General features: G+C 58.8%; 13 protein-coding genes, 1 tRNA gene and 1 pseudogene. 9 read left to right on the forward strand and 6 right to left on the reverse strand.

Annotation, left to right across the window (positions count from 1 at the left end; translation table 11 throughout):
* Positions 1-47: 47 nt before the first annotated feature.
* The 3 genes and pseudogenes from VG99_RS13570 to VG99_RS16505 all read right to left on the reverse strand — a co-directional run.
* Positions 48-1,376, reverse strand: a complete 1,329-nt coding sequence (locus VG99_RS13570) for a Na+/H+ antiporter family protein (RefSeq protein WP_044500804.1) — start codon at positions 1,374-1,376, stop codon at positions 48-50.
* 158 nt (positions 1,377-1,534) lie between these two features.
* A complete protein-coding gene (locus VG99_RS16500; protein WP_420848303.1) occupies positions 1,535-2,344 on the reverse strand; it encodes a methyl-accepting chemotaxis protein in 810 nt (269 codons plus the stop codon).
* Between the two features lie 48 nt (positions 2,345-2,392).
* Positions 2,393-3,181, reverse strand: a pseudogene (locus VG99_RS16505) (cache domain-containing protein); the annotation flags it as partial.
* A 290-nt stretch (positions 3,182-3,471) separates the two neighbouring features.
* Here VG99_RS16505 and rloA3 point away from each other — a divergent pair.
* Positions 3,472-4,164, forward strand: coding sequence for a retropepsin-like aspartic peptidase RloA3 (rloA3, locus tag VG99_RS13580; RefSeq protein ID WP_076939761.1), 693 nt, complete (start codon positions 3,472-3,474; stop codon positions 4,162-4,164).
* 16 nt (positions 4,165-4,180) lie between these two features.
* Here the strand turns inward: rloA3 and chrA are convergent, their stop codons facing one another.
* From chrA to VG99_RS15815, 3 genes are all read right to left on the reverse strand, one after another.
* On the reverse strand, positions 4,181-5,389 hold the full coding sequence (gene chrA / locus VG99_RS13585) for a chromate efflux transporter (protein WP_044500809.1): 1,209 nt from the start codon (positions 5,387-5,389) through the stop codon (positions 4,181-4,183).
* Positions 5,390-5,417: 28 nt separating this feature from the next.
* Entirely contained in the window at positions 5,418-5,948 is a 531-nt protein-coding gene (locus tag VG99_RS13590) for a DUF2058 domain-containing protein (RefSeq protein ID WP_044500812.1), read from the reverse strand.
* A 134-nt stretch (positions 5,949-6,082) separates the two neighbouring features.
* The gene (locus tag VG99_RS15815; RefSeq protein ID WP_076939762.1) at positions 6,083-6,253 is read right to left on the reverse strand and encodes a DUF2897 family protein; all 171 of its coding nucleotides are present in this window, start codon (positions 6,251-6,253) and stop codon (positions 6,083-6,085) included.
* Between the two features lie 175 nt (positions 6,254-6,428).
* On the opposite strand from VG99_RS15815, the gene VG99_RS13595 reads away from it, so the two are divergent.
* The 8 genes from VG99_RS13595 (at position 6,429) to VG99_RS13630 (ending at position 19,466) form a co-directional block, all read left to right on the forward strand.
* A tRNA-Asp gene (locus VG99_RS13595) sits at positions 6,429-6,505 on the forward strand.
* 142 nt (positions 6,506-6,647) lie between these two features.
* Complete coding sequence (locus VG99_RS13600; protein WP_158023934.1) at positions 6,648-7,817, forward strand: hypothetical protein; 1,170 nt, start codon at positions 6,648-6,650, stop codon at positions 7,815-7,817.
* 206 nt (positions 7,818-8,023) lie between these two features.
* Positions 8,024-9,931 carry a class I SAM-dependent DNA methyltransferase gene (locus VG99_RS13605; RefSeq protein ID WP_044500818.1) on the forward strand — a complete coding sequence of 636 codons (1,908 nt, stop codon included), beginning with the start codon at positions 8,024-8,026 and terminating at the stop codon, positions 9,929-9,931.
* Positions 9,921-11,237: a restriction endonuclease subunit S gene (locus tag VG99_RS13610; RefSeq protein WP_044500821.1), complete on the forward strand. Its 1,317-nt coding sequence runs from the start codon at positions 9,921-9,923 to the stop codon at positions 11,235-11,237. Before VG99_RS13605 ends, VG99_RS13610 begins: the two co-directional genes overlap by 11 nt.
* 680 nt (positions 11,238-11,917) lie before the next feature.
* Positions 11,918-13,726: an AAA family ATPase gene (locus tag VG99_RS15560; RefSeq protein WP_420848304.1), complete on the forward strand. Its 1,809-nt coding sequence runs from the start codon at positions 11,918-11,920 to the stop codon at positions 13,724-13,726.
* Positions 13,723-15,066 carry an McrC family protein gene (locus VG99_RS13620; protein ID WP_082050054.1) on the forward strand — a complete coding sequence of 448 codons (1,344 nt, stop codon included), beginning with the start codon at positions 13,723-13,725 and terminating at the stop codon, positions 15,064-15,066. Before VG99_RS15560 ends, VG99_RS13620 begins: the two co-directional genes overlap by 4 nt.
* Positions 15,067-15,077: 11 nt before the next feature.
* Positions 15,078-18,179: a type I restriction endonuclease subunit R gene (locus tag VG99_RS13625; protein WP_044500823.1), complete on the forward strand. Its 3,102-nt coding sequence runs from the start codon at positions 15,078-15,080 to the stop codon at positions 18,177-18,179.
* 63 nt (positions 18,180-18,242) lie between these two features.
* Positions 18,243-19,466 (forward strand): DUF559 domain-containing protein, encoded by a 1,224-nt coding sequence (locus VG99_RS13630; protein WP_044500825.1) that lies wholly within the window; start codon positions 18,243-18,245, stop codon positions 19,464-19,466.
* The last annotated feature ends 77 nt before the right edge of the window (positions 19,467-19,543 follow it).

Genomic DNA, 19,543 nt, shown 5'->3' on the forward strand with positions numbered 1-19,543 from the left:
ACTGACGTTCGGCTTGCCCGCCTGGAGGGCAGGCAAGCCGGTCGGGATCAGAGCACCATGGCCGCGAACCAGCCGAAGGCAATCAGCGGCAGGTTGTAGTGCAGGAAGGTCGGCACCACGGTATCCCAGATGTGATTGTGCTGACCGTCGGCGTTGAGCCCAGCGGTTGGCCCGAGAGTGGAGTCCGAAGCGGGGGAGCCGGCATCACCCAGGGCCGCGGCGGTACCCACCAGGGAAATGATCGCCAGCGGGCTGAAGCCCAGCTGCATGGCCAGCGGCACGTAGATGGCGGCGATGATCGGGATGGTGGAGAAGGACGAGCCAATCCCCAGGGTGATCAGCAGACCGACCAGCAGCATGAGCAGGGCTGCCAGGGGCTTGTTGTCGCCGATGGCGGCGGCGGAACTGGTTACCATGGCTTCGATGTCGCCAGTAGCCTGCATCACCGAGGCAAAGCCGTTGGCGGTGATCATGATGAAGCCGATCATGGCCATCATCTTCATGCCCTCGGTAAAGAGGTCATCCGCTTCCCGCCAGCGCACCACCCCCGAGACGGAGAACACCACGAAGCCGACCAGCGCGCCCATGATCATCGAGTCCAGCCACAGCTGGACAGCGAAGGCGGCAATCACGGCAACCAGCGCCACCAGCAGCGTCTTCGGGGTGTAGCCAGCCTCGTCCGCGTCGGCGGGTTTGCCGCTATCGCCCACGGCCACTGCCGCGTAGTCGCGACGCTTGCGGTAGCTGAAGAAGGCCACCAGCAGGCCGCACAGCATACCCAGCGCGGGCAACGCCATGGCGTGCATGACGCTCAGGCCGGCCACATCCAGCCCGCCGTCCTGCACGTTGGCCAGCAGGATGTCGTTGAGGAAGATGCCGCCGAAACCGACCGGCAGGAACATGTAGGGCGTGATCAGGCCGAAGGTGAGTACGCAGGCGACCAGCCGGCGATCAAGATGCAGCTTGGCCATGACAAACAGCAGCGGCGGAATCAGCAGCGGGATGAACGCGATGTGGATTGGCAGGATGTTCTGCGAAGCCATGGCCACGGCCAGCAGCATGATGAGCAGCGTGGCCCGCAGTTTGCCGGTGCCGCCGCCACGCTGGCCGTTGATCAGGCGCAGGGCGCGGTCAGCCAGGGCGTGGGCGGTGCCGGACTTGGCGATGGCCACCGCAAAGGCGCCCAGCAACGCATAGCTCAGGGCGACGTTCGCCCCCTTGCCCAACCCGCTCTGGAACGCCTGCAGCGTGTCGTCCAGGCTCAGCCCGCCGAGCAGACCGCCGGTGACGGCGCCGATGATCAACGCCACAACTACGTGCACGCGGCACAGGCTCAGGATGAGCATTACTGCAACTGCAACGACCACTGCGTTCATGGTTACGTCCTGTTCGATAAATCATTCACAAGGGGGAGGGCGCGTACTCTGCCGGATGGCCTGGGTGCTGTCAAAAGTTCTGGATGAAATTGCCAGCATGGCGGTAGTCGGCATGAGTGGGGCGAGGCCGGCCGTCAGGCCGACCTCTCTACAGCTGGCTAGATCCGGAACCGGCCGATCAAGCCGCTGATCTGCTGGCCGATGCGCGCCAGGTGCTGGCTGGCCTCGGCGGTCTGCTGGGCACCTTCGGTAGTTTCCCGGGCCAATTCGGCCGCCTCGGTGACGTTGCGGTTCACGTCCTCGACCACGGTCGACTGCTGGGTGGTGGCGCTGGCGATCGAGGCGTTGAGACTGACCAGGTGGGCCATGGAGTTGGCGATCTGCTCCAGTGCCTGGCCGGCGGCGTTGACCTGCTCGACACTGAGCTCTGAATAGCGGCTGCTTTCATTGATCACATTCACCGCCGACTCGGTGTTGGTCTGCAGCCGGGTGATCATGCTGTGGATTTCTTCGGTGGATTTCTGGGTGCGCTGGGCCAGGTTGCGCACTTCATCCGCCACCACAGCGAAGCCGCGGCCCATTTCGCCGGCGCGGGCGGCTTCGATGGCGGCGTTCAACGCCAGCAGGTTGGTCTGCTCGGCGATGGCGCGGATCACATCCAGTACGGTGGCGATGTCCTTGGCGTCGCTGGAGAGGGTGTGCATGTGGCTGACGGCGGTGCTGACGCTGCTGGACAGGTGCTCGATCTGCTCGATGGTGCGCTTGACCTGGTTGCGGCCGACATCCGCCCCTTCGTTGGCGTTCTCCACTTCCTGGGCGGCGGCGTTGGCATTCTGCGCCACGTCCTGTACGCCGTAGGTGATCTCGTTCACCGCGGTGGCCATCAGCTCCATGCGCTCGGATTGGCGGGTCATGCCGTGCAGGCTGGCGGTGCTGATCTGGTCCAGTTGCTGGCTGGCGCTGATCATCTGGTTGGCGCCATCACCCAGCTGCTGGATGAGGGTGCGCAAGGTGCCGGTAAAGGTATTGAAATGCCGAGCCAGCTGCGCAAGCTCATCCTGACCGTTGGCATCCAGGGTGTGGGTCAGGTCGCCTTCACCGTGGGCGATGTCGCCCAGGGCGCGTACCACCTGATTCAGTGGGCGGGTGATGCTGCGCCCGATCAGGTAAAGGCTGGCGAACATGATGAGGATGATGACCGCGACCACCGACAGGGCCCAGATGACCTGACTGCGGAAGCGGCTCTCCACATCGGCGAGGAATACGCCGGTGCCGACCATGTAATCCCAGGGCTTGAAATGGGTGAAGGCTGCCAGGCGTCGTACCCCGTCGCCTTCACCGACCACGCCGCCGGGCTTGACCCACAGGTATTCGTGGAAGCCGGTGCCCTGGGTGCGGGCCATGTCGACCATTTCCTTGATGACGTTGGGGCCATTGGCCGTGCTCAGGGTGCTGAGGTCCACGCCTTCGGTTTCCGGGGCGAAGGGGTGCATGCGCATGACGTAGTTCATGTCATTGACCCAGAAATATTCGTTGCCGGCATAGCGCAGGCCGCGCAGGGCCTCCAGGGCCTGCCGGCGAGCCTCCTCGCCGGTCAGCTCGCCCTTGAGCTCGCGGGCATGGAAGTGGGCGAGCAAACCATGGGCGGTTTCTACCAGGTGGGTCGCCTTGGTGACCTGGGCGCTGTGGATTTCATTGCGCAGATGATTGAGCGAGATGAAGGTGAGCGCCAACAGGCTGGCGAGCGAGACGATGAGGATAAGCCACATCCGTTGGTTGATTCTTATTTTGCGCAACAGGTCCATTATTCCCTCTCCGACAACTGTCTTTCTGGTAACTGCGGTCTGGTCAAACCAGACTACCTAGTGCTGTATCGGTCGAGCCCGCCGATACTGAAGGACTTTTTTCCCGGTGTCAGTGGCTGGTCGCCACTATTGGTCAGCTGAATCTCGGATATAGACCAGAGGCGGTGTTTCAGGGGGGTTGGCCCCTTCCGGCAATACCCAACGCGTGCTAAATTGCCGCCGCAATTCGGCAGGGATGGCACTTTCCGCCGGCGCTCCGGTCTATCTGTTTGTTTCCCAAAGGATATTTTATGCAGTTATCTATCAAGAGCCTGTCCCTTGCGGCCCTGCTGAGTGCAGCCGTGGTATCCCCTGGCCTCATGGCCGATGGCAAGGAAGCAATCGAGCCGTCGGAAAATGCCGTTCTTACCGAAGACGTCGCTGGCAAGGTGGTGGTGGGCTGGGTCGAGAAGGGCCTGATCCTCCCGGAAGAGGCGGTGGTCAAGGTCAAGGTCGATTCCGGCGCCCTGACCTCATCCATGCACGCGGTGAACATGGAGCGCTTTACCCGCAAGGGCAAGCGCTGGGTGCGTTATGACGTGCCGGTGACCGATGCCGAGACCGGGAACAAGGTCACCCTGCAGTTCGAACGTCCGGTGTACCGCCAGATGACCGTACGCGGCGCCGGTGGTGAGGATTACCGGCCGGTAGTGAAGATGCGCATGTGCATCGGCAATCGCATCTTCGAAGAACAGTTCTCCCTGCGCGACCGCAGCGACATGACCTATCCGGTACTGCTGGGCCGTCGCACCATCGAGCATATCGGCCTGATCGATGTATCCAACACCTTCATGCTGCCGCTGGAGTGCCCGGATGCGGCCAGCGAGGAAGAGCGTGATCGGCAGCAACAGATGAAGGACGATGCCGAGCTGGTCGACGACAGCCAGATGGACGTGCCGTCCGAGCCTGAAGAGGAAGACGACGAGCAGGAATCCGGGGAGTAATTACCCCCGCGCCGAGTCAGGCTGCCAGCCAGCCCAGCGCCGCCGTGGCCAGTACCACCAGCCATGGCGGCAGCTTCCAGAATACCAGCGCAATCAACGCCGCCAGCCCCAGGGCAAAATCCTGCGAACTCTTGATGGCGCTGGACCATACCGGCTGATACAGCGCCGCCAGCAACAACCCCACCACCGCCGCGTTGATGCCCGCCAGGGCCGCCTGGGTCCGTGGGCTGTGGCGTAGCTGTGCCCAGAACGGCAGGGCACCCACCACCAGCAGGAAGGACGGCAGGAAAATGGCGGCCAGGCAGACCAGCCCGGTGAGCCAGCTCGGCAGGCCGGTATTTATTGCCGTGCCGAGGAAGGCGGCGAAGGTGAACAACGGGCCGGGTATGGCTTGGGTCGCACCATAACCGGCGAGGAAGGTATCGATATCGAGCAGCCCGGCTTGGACCGTCTCGGCCTCCAGCAGCGGCAGCATGACGTGACCCCCGCCAAATACCAGGGCGCCGACCCGGTAGAAGCTATCTACGATACTCAGCAGTTGACTGGGGAACAGACTGGCCAGCAACGGCAGACCCACCAGCAGCACCAGGAACAGGCCAAGCGCCAGACTGCCTGCCCGGCGGCTGACCCGCACGGGCAGGTCATCCTGTTGTTCTTCGGTAGTCGGCTTGATCAGCAGCACACCAAGCAGGCCCGCGCCCAGCAATACCAAGGGTTGGCTCCAGATGAAGGGCAGCAGCAATACCAGCACCGCACTGGCGGCCATCAAGGTGACTCGCAGACGATCGGGGCAGAGGGTGCGCGCCATGCCCCAGACGGCCTGGGCCACCACCGCCACGGCCACTACCTTCAAGCCCTGCAATACGCCTGCATGTAGGGAGCCCTGGAACGCCAGCGAGGTAGCAAACAGGATGAGGATCAGTGCGGACGGCAGGGTAAAGCCAGCCCAGGCGGCGAAAGCGCCCCGGTAGCCGGCCCGGGACAACCCGAGCGCCAGTCCGACTTGGCTGCTGGCTGGACCGGGCAGGAATTGGCAGAGGGCGACCAGATCGGCGTAACTGCGCTCGGACAGCCAGCGGCGGCGGACGACAAACTCGTCACGGAAGTAGCCAAGGTGCGCCACGGGCCCGCCAAAGGAAGTCAGGCCCAAACGCAAAAAGATCAGAAAGACGGACCAGGGACGGTTGCCGGCTGCAGAATCGACCGGGGAAACGGCTGGCTTCATGGCGCGGCCCTCGGGTCCATCAGGGGAGTTACCACATCAGGTCGTCGGGTACCTTGAAGTCGGCGTAGGGATCGTCTTCATCGGGCTGGGCGGCTTCCACCTTGGCAATGATCACCGGCCAGTGCGGGGCGCGCTCGGCGACCTTTTCCGCCACTTCCAGCGGGATCACCTCGAAATGGCCCGACAACCGCACGATACCCAGCTTGCCGCGGCTGAGCTTGTCGAACTGCTCGGCCGTGACATAGATTTTCTTGATCTTGTTCTTGGCGACAAACTGGTACGCGGTCTCGCCACCGGTACGGTCCAGCTTGGCCTGTTCGATCAGCTGCTTGGCCTGGGCTTCGCGTTCCTTACGGGCCGCTTCTTCCTGGCGTTGCAGGTTCAACTGACGGTCACGCTCGGCCTTCTCGGCACGGGCCTTTTCTACCGCCGCCGCGGTGTCATGCACCTTCTCGGGGGTATTCTTTACGGCCTTTTTCTTGGCCCGCTGAGCCTGTTTGAGTTTCTTTTCATCAACCAGTCCAGCCTTGAGCAACTGGGCTTGTAGTGAATTGACCATGCGTTGGGCTACCTGTGACAGCGAGAAATGGAAAGCGCATTCTAGGGGCGGTTCCTGTTTTCAGCAACGCAACCCGGGACCAAAGGGGGCTTATCTGCTGTCTTATCTGCGTCTCGGGCCTTTCCGGCGATCGCTCACCGCTCTCGCCGCCGATCCTCGGCCTCCAGTTCCGCCTGCCGCTCCTTGATGCGCTTCATCTGCTCGTCGCCAATGGGCATCTTGTTGGCGGTCTTGCGCAGCATATAGAGCCCGCCGATGACAGTGGCAATGATGATCAACAGGAAAATCCAGCCGAAAGGGGACATAGGGAGTGCTCCATGGCGATGGGTTCGTACAGAGAGGATGGCCAAGAGTTGGCGGGAAGGCAATTGCAGCGGTCAGCTGCGTTTGAAATTGTGAGCAGCTTATGGCTTGACTTGGGTGTGCAAACGATTAAAATGCGCGCCTGCTTCGGTAACAACGCTGTTATCAGGTAGATGCGCAGTGGTAGTTCAGTTGGTTAGAATACCGGCCTGTCACGCCGGGGGTCGCGGGTTCGAGTCCCGTCCACTGCGCCATATCCAAAACCCTTGCATCGAAAGATGCGAGGGTTTTTTCGTTTCTGAAGATGGGTTTTAAGCCAGCCCGATAACCCTTCCCCTGGACGCCAAACTGTCGCATCATCGGGCCAGTATTTTTTTGGCTAACAGTGTTGTGAATATGAAGAACAAGTTTCTAGTTGGTTTATTGCTGATCTCCACCTTGATCAGCATGTCCGCTTATGCCGAGGAGTGGTCTCGTGAGAGGGTGCTTTCCTTTGATACGCGCAAGGTGCTTGGCCAGCTTCAAAAGGCCCTCGCTGTGCAAGACGAGATCCCTACACTGGAGAAGTCCAGGCTCCTGGGCCGCGACCAGAAGTCGGCAGAAAGCGACCTCGACGAGCTCATTCAGGAGGCCATCGGACTCCTTGAATCCGATGGCATCAACCAGTTGAGAAGCCAGTATCAACGCTTGGAAGACCGGATTGCAACCGAGAAGCGGCGTCTTACCCAGTTGCGACGGGAACGGGTGCTGGCACCCAGCGATGGGCGCAGCTTGAGCATCAATATCATGCCCGGTGAGACCTTGAAGCAATGGGTGGCTTCTACGCGGGCAGACTACGATCTGTTGATTGAGGCGACCGCGAGCAATATCGAGAGCTACGAAGAAGAGAAGACACGCACCCTGGATGAAATGACTGCTGCGCTGGCCGCCATTGATGTGAATCTCACGAGCGAACAGCTCGACACCATGATGTCATCCGTCACCGGGAACGACATCATGAGCATGGCGGTGGTTTTCAGTGCCATCAAGGATCTGACCGTACAGCTCAGCGTACTCACCCAAGAGTCCGGGGAAGATCTGGAGCACGCCAAGCGATACTACGGCATGGTGGTAGTCCTGCACCGTCTCACCGGAACCATGCAGAAGCAGTTTCTGACCGAGGTGAATGGCAACTATCTGCCCAAGCTGGCGGAATTCCGCGTCACTGCCAATGACAACCTGAAAGAGGCCCAAGCCCTGATGGCTGCTGGGGCCAATCGCGAGATGATGAGAAGCAATATCGAAGCCAACGAAATGACCATTCGGGTCGTCAAACTTTACGAGAAGCTTCTGAATGACCAAAAGGACAAGGTGGGCAAGGCGCTGCAAGTAACCGAGAAGGAAATCCGGGTTGCCAGCAACACCTACAACACGGTGTCTCTCAGCTCGGCAGTGGTGGGCATGATTCGCGAGGGTGCCAATACCTTCGAACAGCTCATCTCCCTGCAGATGCCTGACGTACGTCAATTCCAGAGCGAGCATATGAAGGAAGAGTTCCGGCGTCTGACCGCGCGGATGTCACCCTGACAGGCGCGTGCCGAGCTTTACTCCCCGGCGGCCAATGGATAATGTGAACAACATCATGTAATGGCAGTTCGCGGCATCCCAGGGACGGCGCTTCAAGATATCGGCAGATCTGCTCTGCCAGTCACCCCACGTCCCTCTCATCCAGCGGCTGCCATCCCCGAATGCGGTTGCGCACAGCCATTCTTTGTGCGCGTGAGGAGTGTTGGATGACTGATTTGGCTGAACTCGGCAGTGCTGTGCTGGCCGAGGTGCCGGTTGATGGCAGCAGTATTGGTAATCAGACCTTGTTTGAGCGTTTGAGAGCGCGCTTTCCTGAAGTGACGGGCGAACAGCTGTGGGCAGCGCGCGATGCCTTGGTCGAGCAGGGTGTGCTGGTCAAGGGGCGCGGGCGCGGTGGTTCGGTGCTGCGTGCCCAGAATACTGCGATGCATCTTACACCCGCTGCGCCGGCCGCTGCCGCGCTGGTCAAGGAGGTGTCGGCAGGTTATCTGGCCGAGGCCGTCCGCGCCGTCAAGGCCAAGCCCAGCAAGACTCAACCGGCCACCAGCATCGAGGACATGCAGAAGACCCTCTGGGCCACCGCCGACAAGTTGCGCGCCAATATGGACGCCGCCGAGTATAAGCACATTGTGCTCGGGCTGATCTTCCTCAAATACATTTCCGACAGCTTCGCCGGCCGTCGCACCGAGCTGAAAGGCAAGTTGCTGGATGAGAGCGACGACTACTATCTGGGCGACGATGATCCGGAAGTGCTCAATGCCGAGCTGGAAGACCGCGACTATTACCGCGAAGTGAACGTGTTTTGGGTGCCGGAGGTAGCGCGTTGGGAGTCGATCCGCGCCGCCGCCAAGCAGGTGGATATCGGCAAGCGCATCGACGACGCCCTGGCCGCCATCGAGGCAGAAAACCCACGCTTGAAGAACATCCTCGACAAGCGCTACGCCCGCGCTCAATTGCCGGACGGCAAGCTGGGCGAACTGGTAGACCTTATCTCCACCATCGGCTTTGGCGATGACACCAGTAAAGCCCGCGACCTGCTTGGCCAGGTCTATGAATACTTTCTTGGCCAGTTCGCCAGCGCCGAAGGCAAGAAGGGCGGCCAGTTTTACACGCCGGCCAGCATCGTCAAAACCCTGGTAGCGGTGCTCAACCCGCACCACGGCAAGGTATATGACCCATGCTGCGGCAGCGGCGGCATGTTTGTGCAATCAGAGAAATTCATCGAAGCCCACGGCGGCAAGCTGGGCGACGTGTCCATCTACGGCCAGGAATCCAACCCCACCACCTGGCGCCTGGCGGCGATGAACCTGGCCATTCGCGGCATCGACTTCAACCTCGGCAAGGAGCCGGCGGATACCTTTATACGCAACCAGCACGCAGACCTGCGTGCTGACTTTGTACTGGCCAACCCGCCGTTCAATATCAGCGACTGGTGGCACGGCAGCCTGGAAGGCGACCCGCGCTGGGTATATGGCACGCCGCCACAAGGCAACGCCAACTATGCCTGGCTGCAACACATGCTTTACCACCTGAAACCCAACGGCCGCGCCGGCATCGTGCTGGCTAACGGCTCCATGAGTTCCAGTCAGAACAGCGAAGGCGAGATTCGTAAAGCCATGGTCGAGGCCGACGTGGTGGAGGTGATGGTCGCACTGCCCGGCCAGCTGTTCTTCAACACCCAGATTCCCGCCTGCCTGTGGTTCCTCACCAAACAGAAAACCGCCCGCCCCGGCGAAGTGCTGTTTATCGACGCGCGTAAACTCGGCACCAACGTCAGCCGAGTGCAGATCGAACTGACCGACGCCGATATCGAACGCATTGCCCAGACCGTCGCCAGCTGGCGCGGCGAGCCGCTGGATGTCGGTGGCGAGATCGCCGAATACCAGGACATCCCCGGCTTCTGCCGCAGCGTCAAATTCGCGGAAATCGCAGAGCACGGCCATGTACTTACACCGGGCCGTTATGTTGGTGCCGAAGCGGTGGAAGATGACGACGAAGTTTTTGCCGAGAAGATGCAGAAGCTCGCCGAAAAACTGGGCGAGCAGATGCAGAAAGGCGCGGAACTCGATCAGTTGATCCGGCAGAAGCTGGGGGGGCTGGGGTATGAGTTCTGAGTGGAAGGAGATAACTGTCGGTGAAGTGTCATTAGTTATTACAAAAGGTACAACGCCGACGACTGTTGGCCACTCTTTTAAAGATGCAGGGGTGAGGTTCGTTAAAGTCGAGACATTGACTGATGAAGGCAGATTCATTGATGACAAGTTCGCATATATTTCTGAACAAGCCCATTCGATATTATCTCGCTCGCAACTTCGAGAGAATGACGTTTTGTTTACTATTGCGGGCACGATCGGTCGCACAGGGATTGTGGGTTCTAGGTACTTGCCTGCGAATACGAATCAGGCAGTCGCGATAGTTCGGCCGGTTACGGATATAATAATTCCGAAGTTTCTGCGATATGTATTTAGTAATCCATCTTTCACGCGGAACGCACAAAGTAAGACTGTCCAGTCTGTACAGGCGAATTTCAGCCTTGGGGAGTTGAGGAAGGCAAAGTTTTTTCTTCCTCCACTTAAAACTCAGTGGGCGATAGTCTCTTTGCTTGGCGCTCTCGACGACCGCATCACCCTGCTACGCGAAACCAACGCCACCCTGGAAGCCATCGCCCAGGCACTGTTCAAATCCTGGTTCGTTGATTTCGACCCCGTGCGCGCCAAGGCCGAAGGCCGCCAGCCTGAAGGCATGGACGCTGCCACTGCTGCCCTGTTTCCCGATAGCTTCGAAGAGTCCGAACTGGCCTTGGTGCCGAAAGGGTGGGGCTTCGGAGTATTGGGCGACCTTGCTGATCTTAACCCTGAGTCCTGGTCGGCCAAGCGTCGGCCTGAAACAGTGGCATATATTGATTTGGCAAATGCTAAGGAAAATGTGATCGCAGAGATTACAGACTACCCGTTTGATGATGCCCCAAGCCGGGCGCGTCGGGTTTTGCGTGATGGTGACACGATAGTTGGCACCGTTCGTCCTGGTAATAGGTCATTCGCTTTTATTGCGAACGCGGCTGAGAATCTGACAGGCAGTACCGGTTTCGCAGTTTTACGTCCGAAATGCACCGAGAACACAGAGTTTGTCTACTTGGCGGCAACTTTAGACGCCAGTATTGATCACTTAACTCACATCGCCGATGGGGGTGCCTATCCGGCTGTACGGCCAGAGGTAGTAGCTGGATTGAGTACGGTGCTACCACCTATTCAGATCCTTATGGCATTCCATGAGATTGCTAAAACACTATTTGTGCGGCTTACTGAAAGTCATGAACAAGCCCAAACCCTAACCCAGCTCCGCGACACTCTCTTACCCCGCCTGATCTCCGGCAAGCTGCGCTTGCCGGAAGCCGAAACCATATTGGAGAAGGCTCTGTGAGCGACACCATCAGCCAATTATTCAAGGACTGGATGATTGCCACGGGCAAATCCAAAAACACCGCCAGCAACTACTTTACCGGGGTGAATATTGTCTCGAAGCATTGCGGGCGTGATGTGTTCCAGATTGAAGATCTTCATGAACTGGAGCGACTCTACCGACAGTATGGCCCGAAGGGTGAACATGCAGAGGTCGGCACCAGCAACAGCGGTAATGTGCACAGCGGGCTCAGGCAGTGGCTGGAATATCAGCGACTGTGGCAAGCCGAAGAAGACCCCAGTATTGACCCGGTGGAGGGCCGCCAGCAGTGGCAGGCTTTTCTGGCGCGCTGGCCCGTGGACCAGCTGCGGGCTTTGACGCTGGACCAATACTACGGCGCCGAAGGCGATGATAGTTTTTATAGCTGGCTTCGTGACCATACGGCCAAGCTGGGGCACTTCAAGGAGGGTATTTTGAGTGCTGGTGTGCGCCCGCGTGGCCGCAATGCCATTGGCGAGCCGGGGGCAGGGATGCAGGCCGATGAGCGGTATATCTGGTACACCATTCTGGGCAATAGCGCGCAAGAAGCTTTTGAGCACCTCAAGCAGGAATTGTTGATAGCTGTAGAGGCTGTGCGCAGTGGCGAGTTGAGTTCGATAGTTGGGCGCAAGACTGCACCGGGCGCGTTGGTCTGGAAGTTGATGTTTCTTTATCAGGACGAGGCCCGCCCACAGGTTCTGCCGTTCTACACAGTCAAGCGGTTGAAGTGGGTTGCGGGTGCTGATGCATCAGGTAGCCCTCTGGCGTTACAGGAGCGTTTGTTAAGTCAACGTGGCGAGCGGGACGTGCTGACGTTTGCTGCCGGTCTGGAGCGGCTGGCGATGAAGGCGCATACGGTAAAACCACTCAAGGAGAGTCCGAGCATGGACAGTTCTCTCGTGCCGCTTAACCAGATTCTGTTTGGCCCGCCCGGCACAGGTAAGACGTATGCCACTGTCGAGGCGGCGCTTGAAGTACTCGATCCCGATTATCTCCGCGAGCCGTTGCGTCACCGCAGCGAGTTGAAGCAGCGCTTCGATGAGTTGGTACAACAAGACCGCATTCGCTTTGTGACCTTTCACCAGAGCTTCAGTTACGAGGACTTTGTCGAAGGGCTACGCGCGACCACTGACGACGCCAGCGGGCAGCTGCGTTATGAAGTGGTGGATGGGGTTTTCAAGTCGTTGTGCGATGCTGCAGCAGTCAAGGTTACACAGCAGGCCGCCGCGCCGAACGAGCTGGACCAGCGCCGCGTCTGGAAAATGTCGCTGGGTAATACTCTGGGCGAGGATGCCAGCATTTACCAGGAATGTGTGGCCGGTGGTTATGTTTTGTTGGGTTATGGTGGAAGCGTCGATTTCGCCGGTTGCACCAATCGCCAGCAGGTACAGGCGCGCTTTGCTGATGCTGGCGTGGTGCCGGAGAACCCTGCTACGGATTACGGCATTACCAGCGTGACGGCCTTCGTCGCGAAGATGAGGGTGGGCGATCTGATTGTAGTGTCCGATGGCAACTTCAAGTTTCGCGCCATTGGCGAGGTGATGGGTGATTACCAGTTCAAGCCCCACGCTGAATTTGAAGATGGTTACGCTCAACTGCGACCGGTCAAGTGGTTGCGCCAATATCAACCGTCGTTGCCCCATACTGAATTGCTCAATGCCCAGTTCAGTCAGATGACCTTGTATGAGCTGCGCAGCCCAACCTTGAACAAGGACAAGCTGCAAGCGCTGTTGGCCGCTGGAACTGAAGTCAGTACTGCGCCTGATTCGCGCGTGCTGATCATCGATGAAATCAACCGCGGTAATATTTCCCGCATCTTCGGCGAGCTGATCACTCTGATCGAGCGGTCCAAGCGGGCGGGTGCTGATGAAGCGTTGTCGGTGGTGCTGCCGTATTCCAAGGAGCGGTTCAGTGTGCCAGACAATGTCTATCTCATTGGCACCATGAACACCGCCGACCGTTCGCTGGCAGGGCTGGATATTGCCCTGCGCCGGCGCTTCGTATTCCGTGAAATGCCGCCAAAGCCAGAGTTGCTGGATAGCGTGGAGGTGCAGGGGCTCAACATCGGCCAGCTGTTGCGGGTGATGAATCAGCGCATTGAGGTGCTATTTGACCGAGAGCATTGTCTGGGGCACGCCTACTTCATGCCGTTGAAAGAGGACGCCTCGCTGGCGCGTCTGGAGGGTATCTTGCGCAACGAGATTTTGCCGCTGTTGCAGGAATATTTCTTTGACGACTGGCAGCGCATTCAGTGGGTTCTCAATGATCACCGTAAGCCAGTGATTGATCGCTTCGTGCAACAGGATACCCAGGATCTGGCGGGATTGTTCGGTGATATCAGCGTGCCTGCGCAGGGAGGGGTATGGCGGATCAATGATGCGGCGTTCAAACGGATTTCTGCGTATAGGGGGGTTCTCGGGGTGCCTTCCTCAGACGACATTCCCGCCGTGCTTGAGGAGACGGGTGCTTGAGCGCACTCGTTAGCGTTCGTGAGTATGCTCGCCTGACAACGGCCGCTGTCGCGCCCGGCAACCTTGATTGCGCGCAAATTACCGAAAGTGCCTTCGAGTGGTTATGTGAGCTGAGCGCCAGCTTCAATCGCAACGGTGCCACGCTGCTGCAGCTGGAAGGACGCCGTTCGTTAAGGTGGGACTCCTACGTGGGTGTGCTGGAAACACCCTGCGGTACGCGTCTGGAGATTCTGCCCAAGCACCATGAGCAGGATGATTGCGTGCTGAAAAGCCGGCGTTTGCTGCGCAAGCTAATTCAGCACGGCTTGCAACTCAAACCACGCGAGGCGTCGGTGGCAAGCCTCGAATTGTTTGACGCCCCGCTCAGTGAGTGGGTGATGGGGCAGTTTCTGACGGAGCTGGATCTGCTGGTGAAACGTGGGGTGCGCTTCGACTATCAGCGTATCGAGGAGGAAAAGCGGTTCCTGCGCGGCCAGCTCAACGTGGTGGCGCAGATGCGTCAGCCACCGGGGCGGCAGCATCACTTTCAGATCCGCCACGATGTGTTTCTGCCGGACCGCCCCGAAAACCGCTTGCTCAAGCTGGCGCTGGAGCACGTAGCCAAAGCCACTCAGGATGCCGCCAACTGGCGTCTGGCCAACGAGTTGCGGGCGATGCTCGCGGAGTTGCCAGCCAGCCGGCAGGTGAGTCAGGACTTGCGGGCATGGAGCCGCGATCGGTTAATGGCGCATTACCAGGCGGTCAAACCCTGGTGTGAGTTGATCCTCAATCAACAGATGCCCATTGCAGTGACTGGCGAGTGGCGCGGCATGAGTATGCTGTTCCCCATGGAAAGGCTGTTCGAGTGCTATGTGGAAGGCTGGTTGCGTAAGCAGTTAGCACCTGCTGCGCGGTTAACCAGCCAGGCCAGCCGCGCTTACTTGTGTGAGCATGGCCAGGGGCGGATGTTCTGCCTGAAGCCGGATCTGCTGATCGATACTGCTGAGCAGCGCTGGATTCTTGATACCAAGTGGAAGCGGGTGGACACAGGAAAACCCGAGAAGAATTACGACCTCAGCCAGAGCGACTTCTATCAGCTGTTTGCCTATGGTCATAAATACCGCATCAACAGGGGTACGCCGAAGCTGGTGCTGATTTATCCCTATTGGTCAGGCCTGACAAAGGCGCTGCCCACGTTTGATTACGGGCAGGGGATGAGCCTGTGGGCTTTACCTTTTGACCTAGACAGTGATCGACTGTTGGATGCAGATGTTGCCGATATTCCGTTGGCCGGTAAGCACACCGATCAAGTAACCGTACAAGTAAGCGATCAAGCATATGCAGCAGCAATTGCCAGATAAGGCCGATAAGAATGACTGAAGACCAACTGGAACAGGAAACCCTCGGCTGGCTGGGTGAGCTGGGATACAGGCACCTCTATGGCCCGGATATCGCCCATGATGGGGCCGATCCGGAGCGTGAGAGTTACCGCGATGTGCTGCTGAGCATGCGCTTGCGCTCGGCGGTGGCCAGGCTGAATCCGCAGATTCCAGCTGCGGCCCGGGAGGACGCAGTCAGGCAGGTGCTGGATCTGGGCTTGCCTGTGCAGTTGTCTGCCAATCGCCTGTTCCATCGACTGTTGGTCGGCGGCGTGCCGGTGGAATACCAGAAGGATGGTGAAACCCGCGGTGATTTCGTGCGCTTGATTGACTGGGTCGATCAAGGCGCCAATGAGTGGCTGGCGGTCAATCAGTTCAGTATCCAGGGGCCGAAGCGTACCTGCCGGCCGGATATCATCCTGTTCGTCAACGGTTTGCCGCTGGTACTGCTCGAGCTGAAGAACCCGGCTGATCTGAATGCGGATCTGGGCAAGGCTTTCAACCAGCTCCAGACCTACAAGGATGTGATCCCCGATGTATTCAACTACAACGAGATCCTGATCATCACCGATGGCAGCGAGGCGCGGATGGGTTCGTTGTCGGCGGACATTGAGCGCTTCTCGCGCTGGCGCACCATCGATGGGGTTACGGTCGATCCGCTGGGTGAGTTCAATGAGCTGGAGACGCTGATACGGGGTGTGCTGCAGCCGACGATGCTGCTGGATTACCTGCGTTACTTCGTGCTGTTCGAGGACGACGGCAGGCTGGTGAAGAAAATCGCTGGTTATCACCAGTTTCATGCGGTGCGGGCTGCGATTGAACAGGTGGTGCATGCCTCGCGCCCCGGTGGCTCGCAGAAGGGCGGGGTGGTCTGGCATACCCAGGGCTCGGGCAAGAGCATCACCATGACCTGCTTTGCAGCGCGGGTGATGCAGGAAGCGGCGATGGAGAACCCGACCATTGTGGTGATCACCGACCGCAACGATCTGGACGGCCAGTTGTTCGGGGTGTTTTCACTATCCCAGGATCTGTTGCGCGAGCAGCCGGTACAGGCTGTAACGCGCGGTGATCTGCGCGAGAAACTCGGCAACCGGCCCAGCGGTGGCATCGTTTTCGCGACCATCCAGAAGTTCATGCCGGGGGAGGATGAAGACAGCTTCCCGATCCTGTCCACACGCTCCAATATCGTGGTGGTGGCTGATGAGGCGCACCGCACCCAGTATGGTTTCAGCGCCACCTTGAAAGCGCCGGGCCTGCAGGCAGCTGAGCCCAGCGCACGTTATCAGGTCGGCTATGCCCAGCATCTGCGCGATGCTCTGCCTAACGCCACTTTCGTGGCTTTTACCGGCACCCCGGTATCCAGTGAGGATCGCGATACCCGCGCCGTATTCGGCGACTATATCCACGTCTATGACATGCAGCAGGCCAAGGAAGATGGCGCGACGGTTGCCATCTACTACGAATCTCGGCTGGCCAAGCTGTCGCTGAAGGACGTCGGTCTGGAACAGCTGGATGACGAGGTCGACGAGCTGGCCGAGGATGAAGAGGAAGACCAGCAGTCGCGACTCAAATCGCGCTGGGCGGCACTGGAGAAGGTCGTCGGTGCCGAGCCGCGGATCAGAAGCGTGGCGGCGGATCTGGTCGCGCATTTTGAGGAGCGCAATCACGCCCAGCCTGGCAAGGCGATGATTGTCGCGATGAGTCGCGAAATCTGTGTGCACCTGTACAACGAGATTGTGGCGCTGCGTCCGGCGTGGCACGACGATGATGCTGACAAGGGGGCGATCAAGGTCGTCATGACCGGCAGCGCGTCGGACAAGGCGCTGCTGCAACCGCATATCTACCCGAGCCAGGTCAAGAAACGCCTGGAGAAGCGCTTCAAGGATCCCCATGACCCGTTGCGGCTGGTGATTGTGCGGGATATGTGGCTTACCGGCTTTGATGCGCCTTCAGTACATACCATGTACGTAGACAAACCCATGAAAGGCCACAACCTGATGCAGGCCATCGCCCGGGTGAACCGGGTGTTCAAGGACAAGCAGGGTGGTCTGGTGGTGGATTACATCGGCATCGCCAACGAATTGAAGGCGGCGCTGAAGGAATACACCGCCAGCAAGGGCAGAGGGCGGCCGACGGTTGATGCCCATGAGGCCTACGCCGTGCTGGAGGAAAAGCTGGATGTGCTGCGGAGTCTGTTACACGGCTTTGATTACGGCGACTACCTGGCGGGTGGGCACAAGCTGCTGGCTGGAGCGGCGAACCATGTATTGGGGCTGGACGATGGCAAGAAGCGCTTCGCTGACAACGCCCTGGCGATGAGCAAGGCCTTTACCCTGTGCTGCACCCTGGATGAAGCCAGGGCCGTGCGCGAGGAGGTGGCTTTCATGCAGGCCATCAAGGTGTTATTGACCAAGCGTGAGATCAGCGCGCGGAAGAAGACCGATGAAGAACGTGAGCTCGCTATCCGCCAGATCATAGGTAATGCTGTGGTGTCCGGTGAGGTGGTGGATGTTTTCGAGGCGGTCGGACTGGATAAGCCCAATATCGGCCTGCTGGATGATGAGTTTCTCGCCGAGGTGCGCAACCTGCCGGAGAAGAACCTGGCGGTAGAACTGTTGGAGCGGCTGCTGGAAGGGGAGATCAAGAGCCGGTTTTCCAGCAACCTGGCTCAGGAGAAGAAGTTTTCCGAGCTTCTGGACAGTGTGATCAAACGCTATCAGAACCGCTCCATCGAAACCGCTCAGGTCATCGAAGAACTCATCGAAATGGCGAAGAAATTCGCTGCAGCCAGCAAGCGCGGCGATCTGTTGGGCCTGAACGACGATGAGCTGGCCTTTTATGATGCTCTGGCCAATAACGAGGCGTCAGTGCGCGAGCTGGGTGATGAGATTCTGGCGAAGATTGCCCACGAGTTGACGTCCAGCCTGCGGCAGAACGTCACCGTCGACTGGAACAACCGCGAAAGCGTTCGCGCCAGACTGCGCTTGATGGTCAAGCGCATACTGCGCAAGTACAAGTACCCGCCGGATCAGCAGGAAGAAGCAGCGCAATTGGTCCTGGCGCAGGCGGAGACGTTGTGTGAAGCGTGGCTTTGAGGTGGTGGCAGAGTAGTATCTATCTGATGGGGAAACGGCAGCCTTAGCGGGAAGTAAAGCGTAATGGATATACGGCATTGGATTGCATTAAACAAAGAGAGGTTTGATAGCCCTTATGAGCAAATGTTCGCAGAGCGTGTGCTGGTGGGGGTGGATGGGCTGGATCTGAGTACGGTTGCAACCCAGTATCAGTTCAGGGATCTGGACAACAAGACCCGCTATTGCGACTTCGTCATCCAGGAAGGCTCCATTCGTATCGCCATCGAGGTTGATGGTTACGACAAGAAAAACCGCGGAAGTGGCATGACTCATGAGGAGTTTGTCGATTGGCAGCGTCGTCAGGCTGCGCTGACTTCAGCTGGCTGGCATGTACTGCGCTTTGCCAACCGCGATGTATGTAATCACCCTGGTCGCTGTAAACGCTACATTGAACTCCTGCTCAGGGATCAGCGCAGCAAAAGCCAGCACCAGAGTAGCCTTGAATCAGCCATTGCCCAAATGAGTAGGGAGCTGGAAGCGGCCCAGCGCAAGGCGGGTACCGCAGACCAGGTGGGCCGTCTCACTCGACAGATCAATCTATTGAAAAACCAGTTGCTGATAGCGCAAAGCGCTCAGCCCCTGACTGAGCGTGACAGACGGGAAATGGAACAACTGGTAACTCGGCTTGAGGAAGAAAACCGCGAGCTGAAACATGAAAAAAACAAGCTGGAAAAACAATCACAGATATTGGGTGGTGAGAATTCGACCATGAAAACAACCGTTTGGGCATTTACGCTGATTATCGGTTTTCTAATAGCGGCGGGGGCTTATGTATTAGGTGGGAGAAATAACAGCGTGCCGGTTACCGCCAATGTCTCGGTTGCCCCGCCCCAAACTGCGGTGTTAGCAGCTCAGTCTGCGCCTGTTGCTGCCCGGCCTCAGCAGATCGCAGCTTCGTCTGCTTCAACGGTATCTGCGGTCCAGGCTGGCCAGTCGTGCGCTGCGCCGATCGATTGGCGCAACGCACGAGATTTTGCTGATCAGGAGGTCGCCGTAGTAGGGCCGGTAGCAGAATATCGTTACATGCCAAACGTGAATGGCTCGCCAACCTGGATTAATCTGGGCACAAAGTACCCGCAGAAAAATCGCTTGGCGGTAGTGGTCTGGGGAGACGACAGAAGCAATTTCGGTGATGCGTTGACGAGCAATCTCGTGAATCGTCAGGTTTGCGTTATAGGCACGGTACAGATGCGTGACGGTGTGCCACAAATAGCTATCAGCCAGCCGCAGAGCCTCTTAACCAAGTGACTCGCTATCGTCGAGTCTGATGATAACAACGGAGTATTGGAAGGGACTGGGCCGAGTTGTTCACGCGGAAAAGACAG

Origin of the sequence: Pseudomonas saudimassiliensis (genome assembly GCF_000939975.1) — a bacterium.
GTDB classification, from domain to species: domain Bacteria; phylum Pseudomonadota; class Gammaproteobacteria; order Pseudomonadales; family Pseudomonadaceae; genus Halopseudomonas; species Halopseudomonas saudimassiliensis.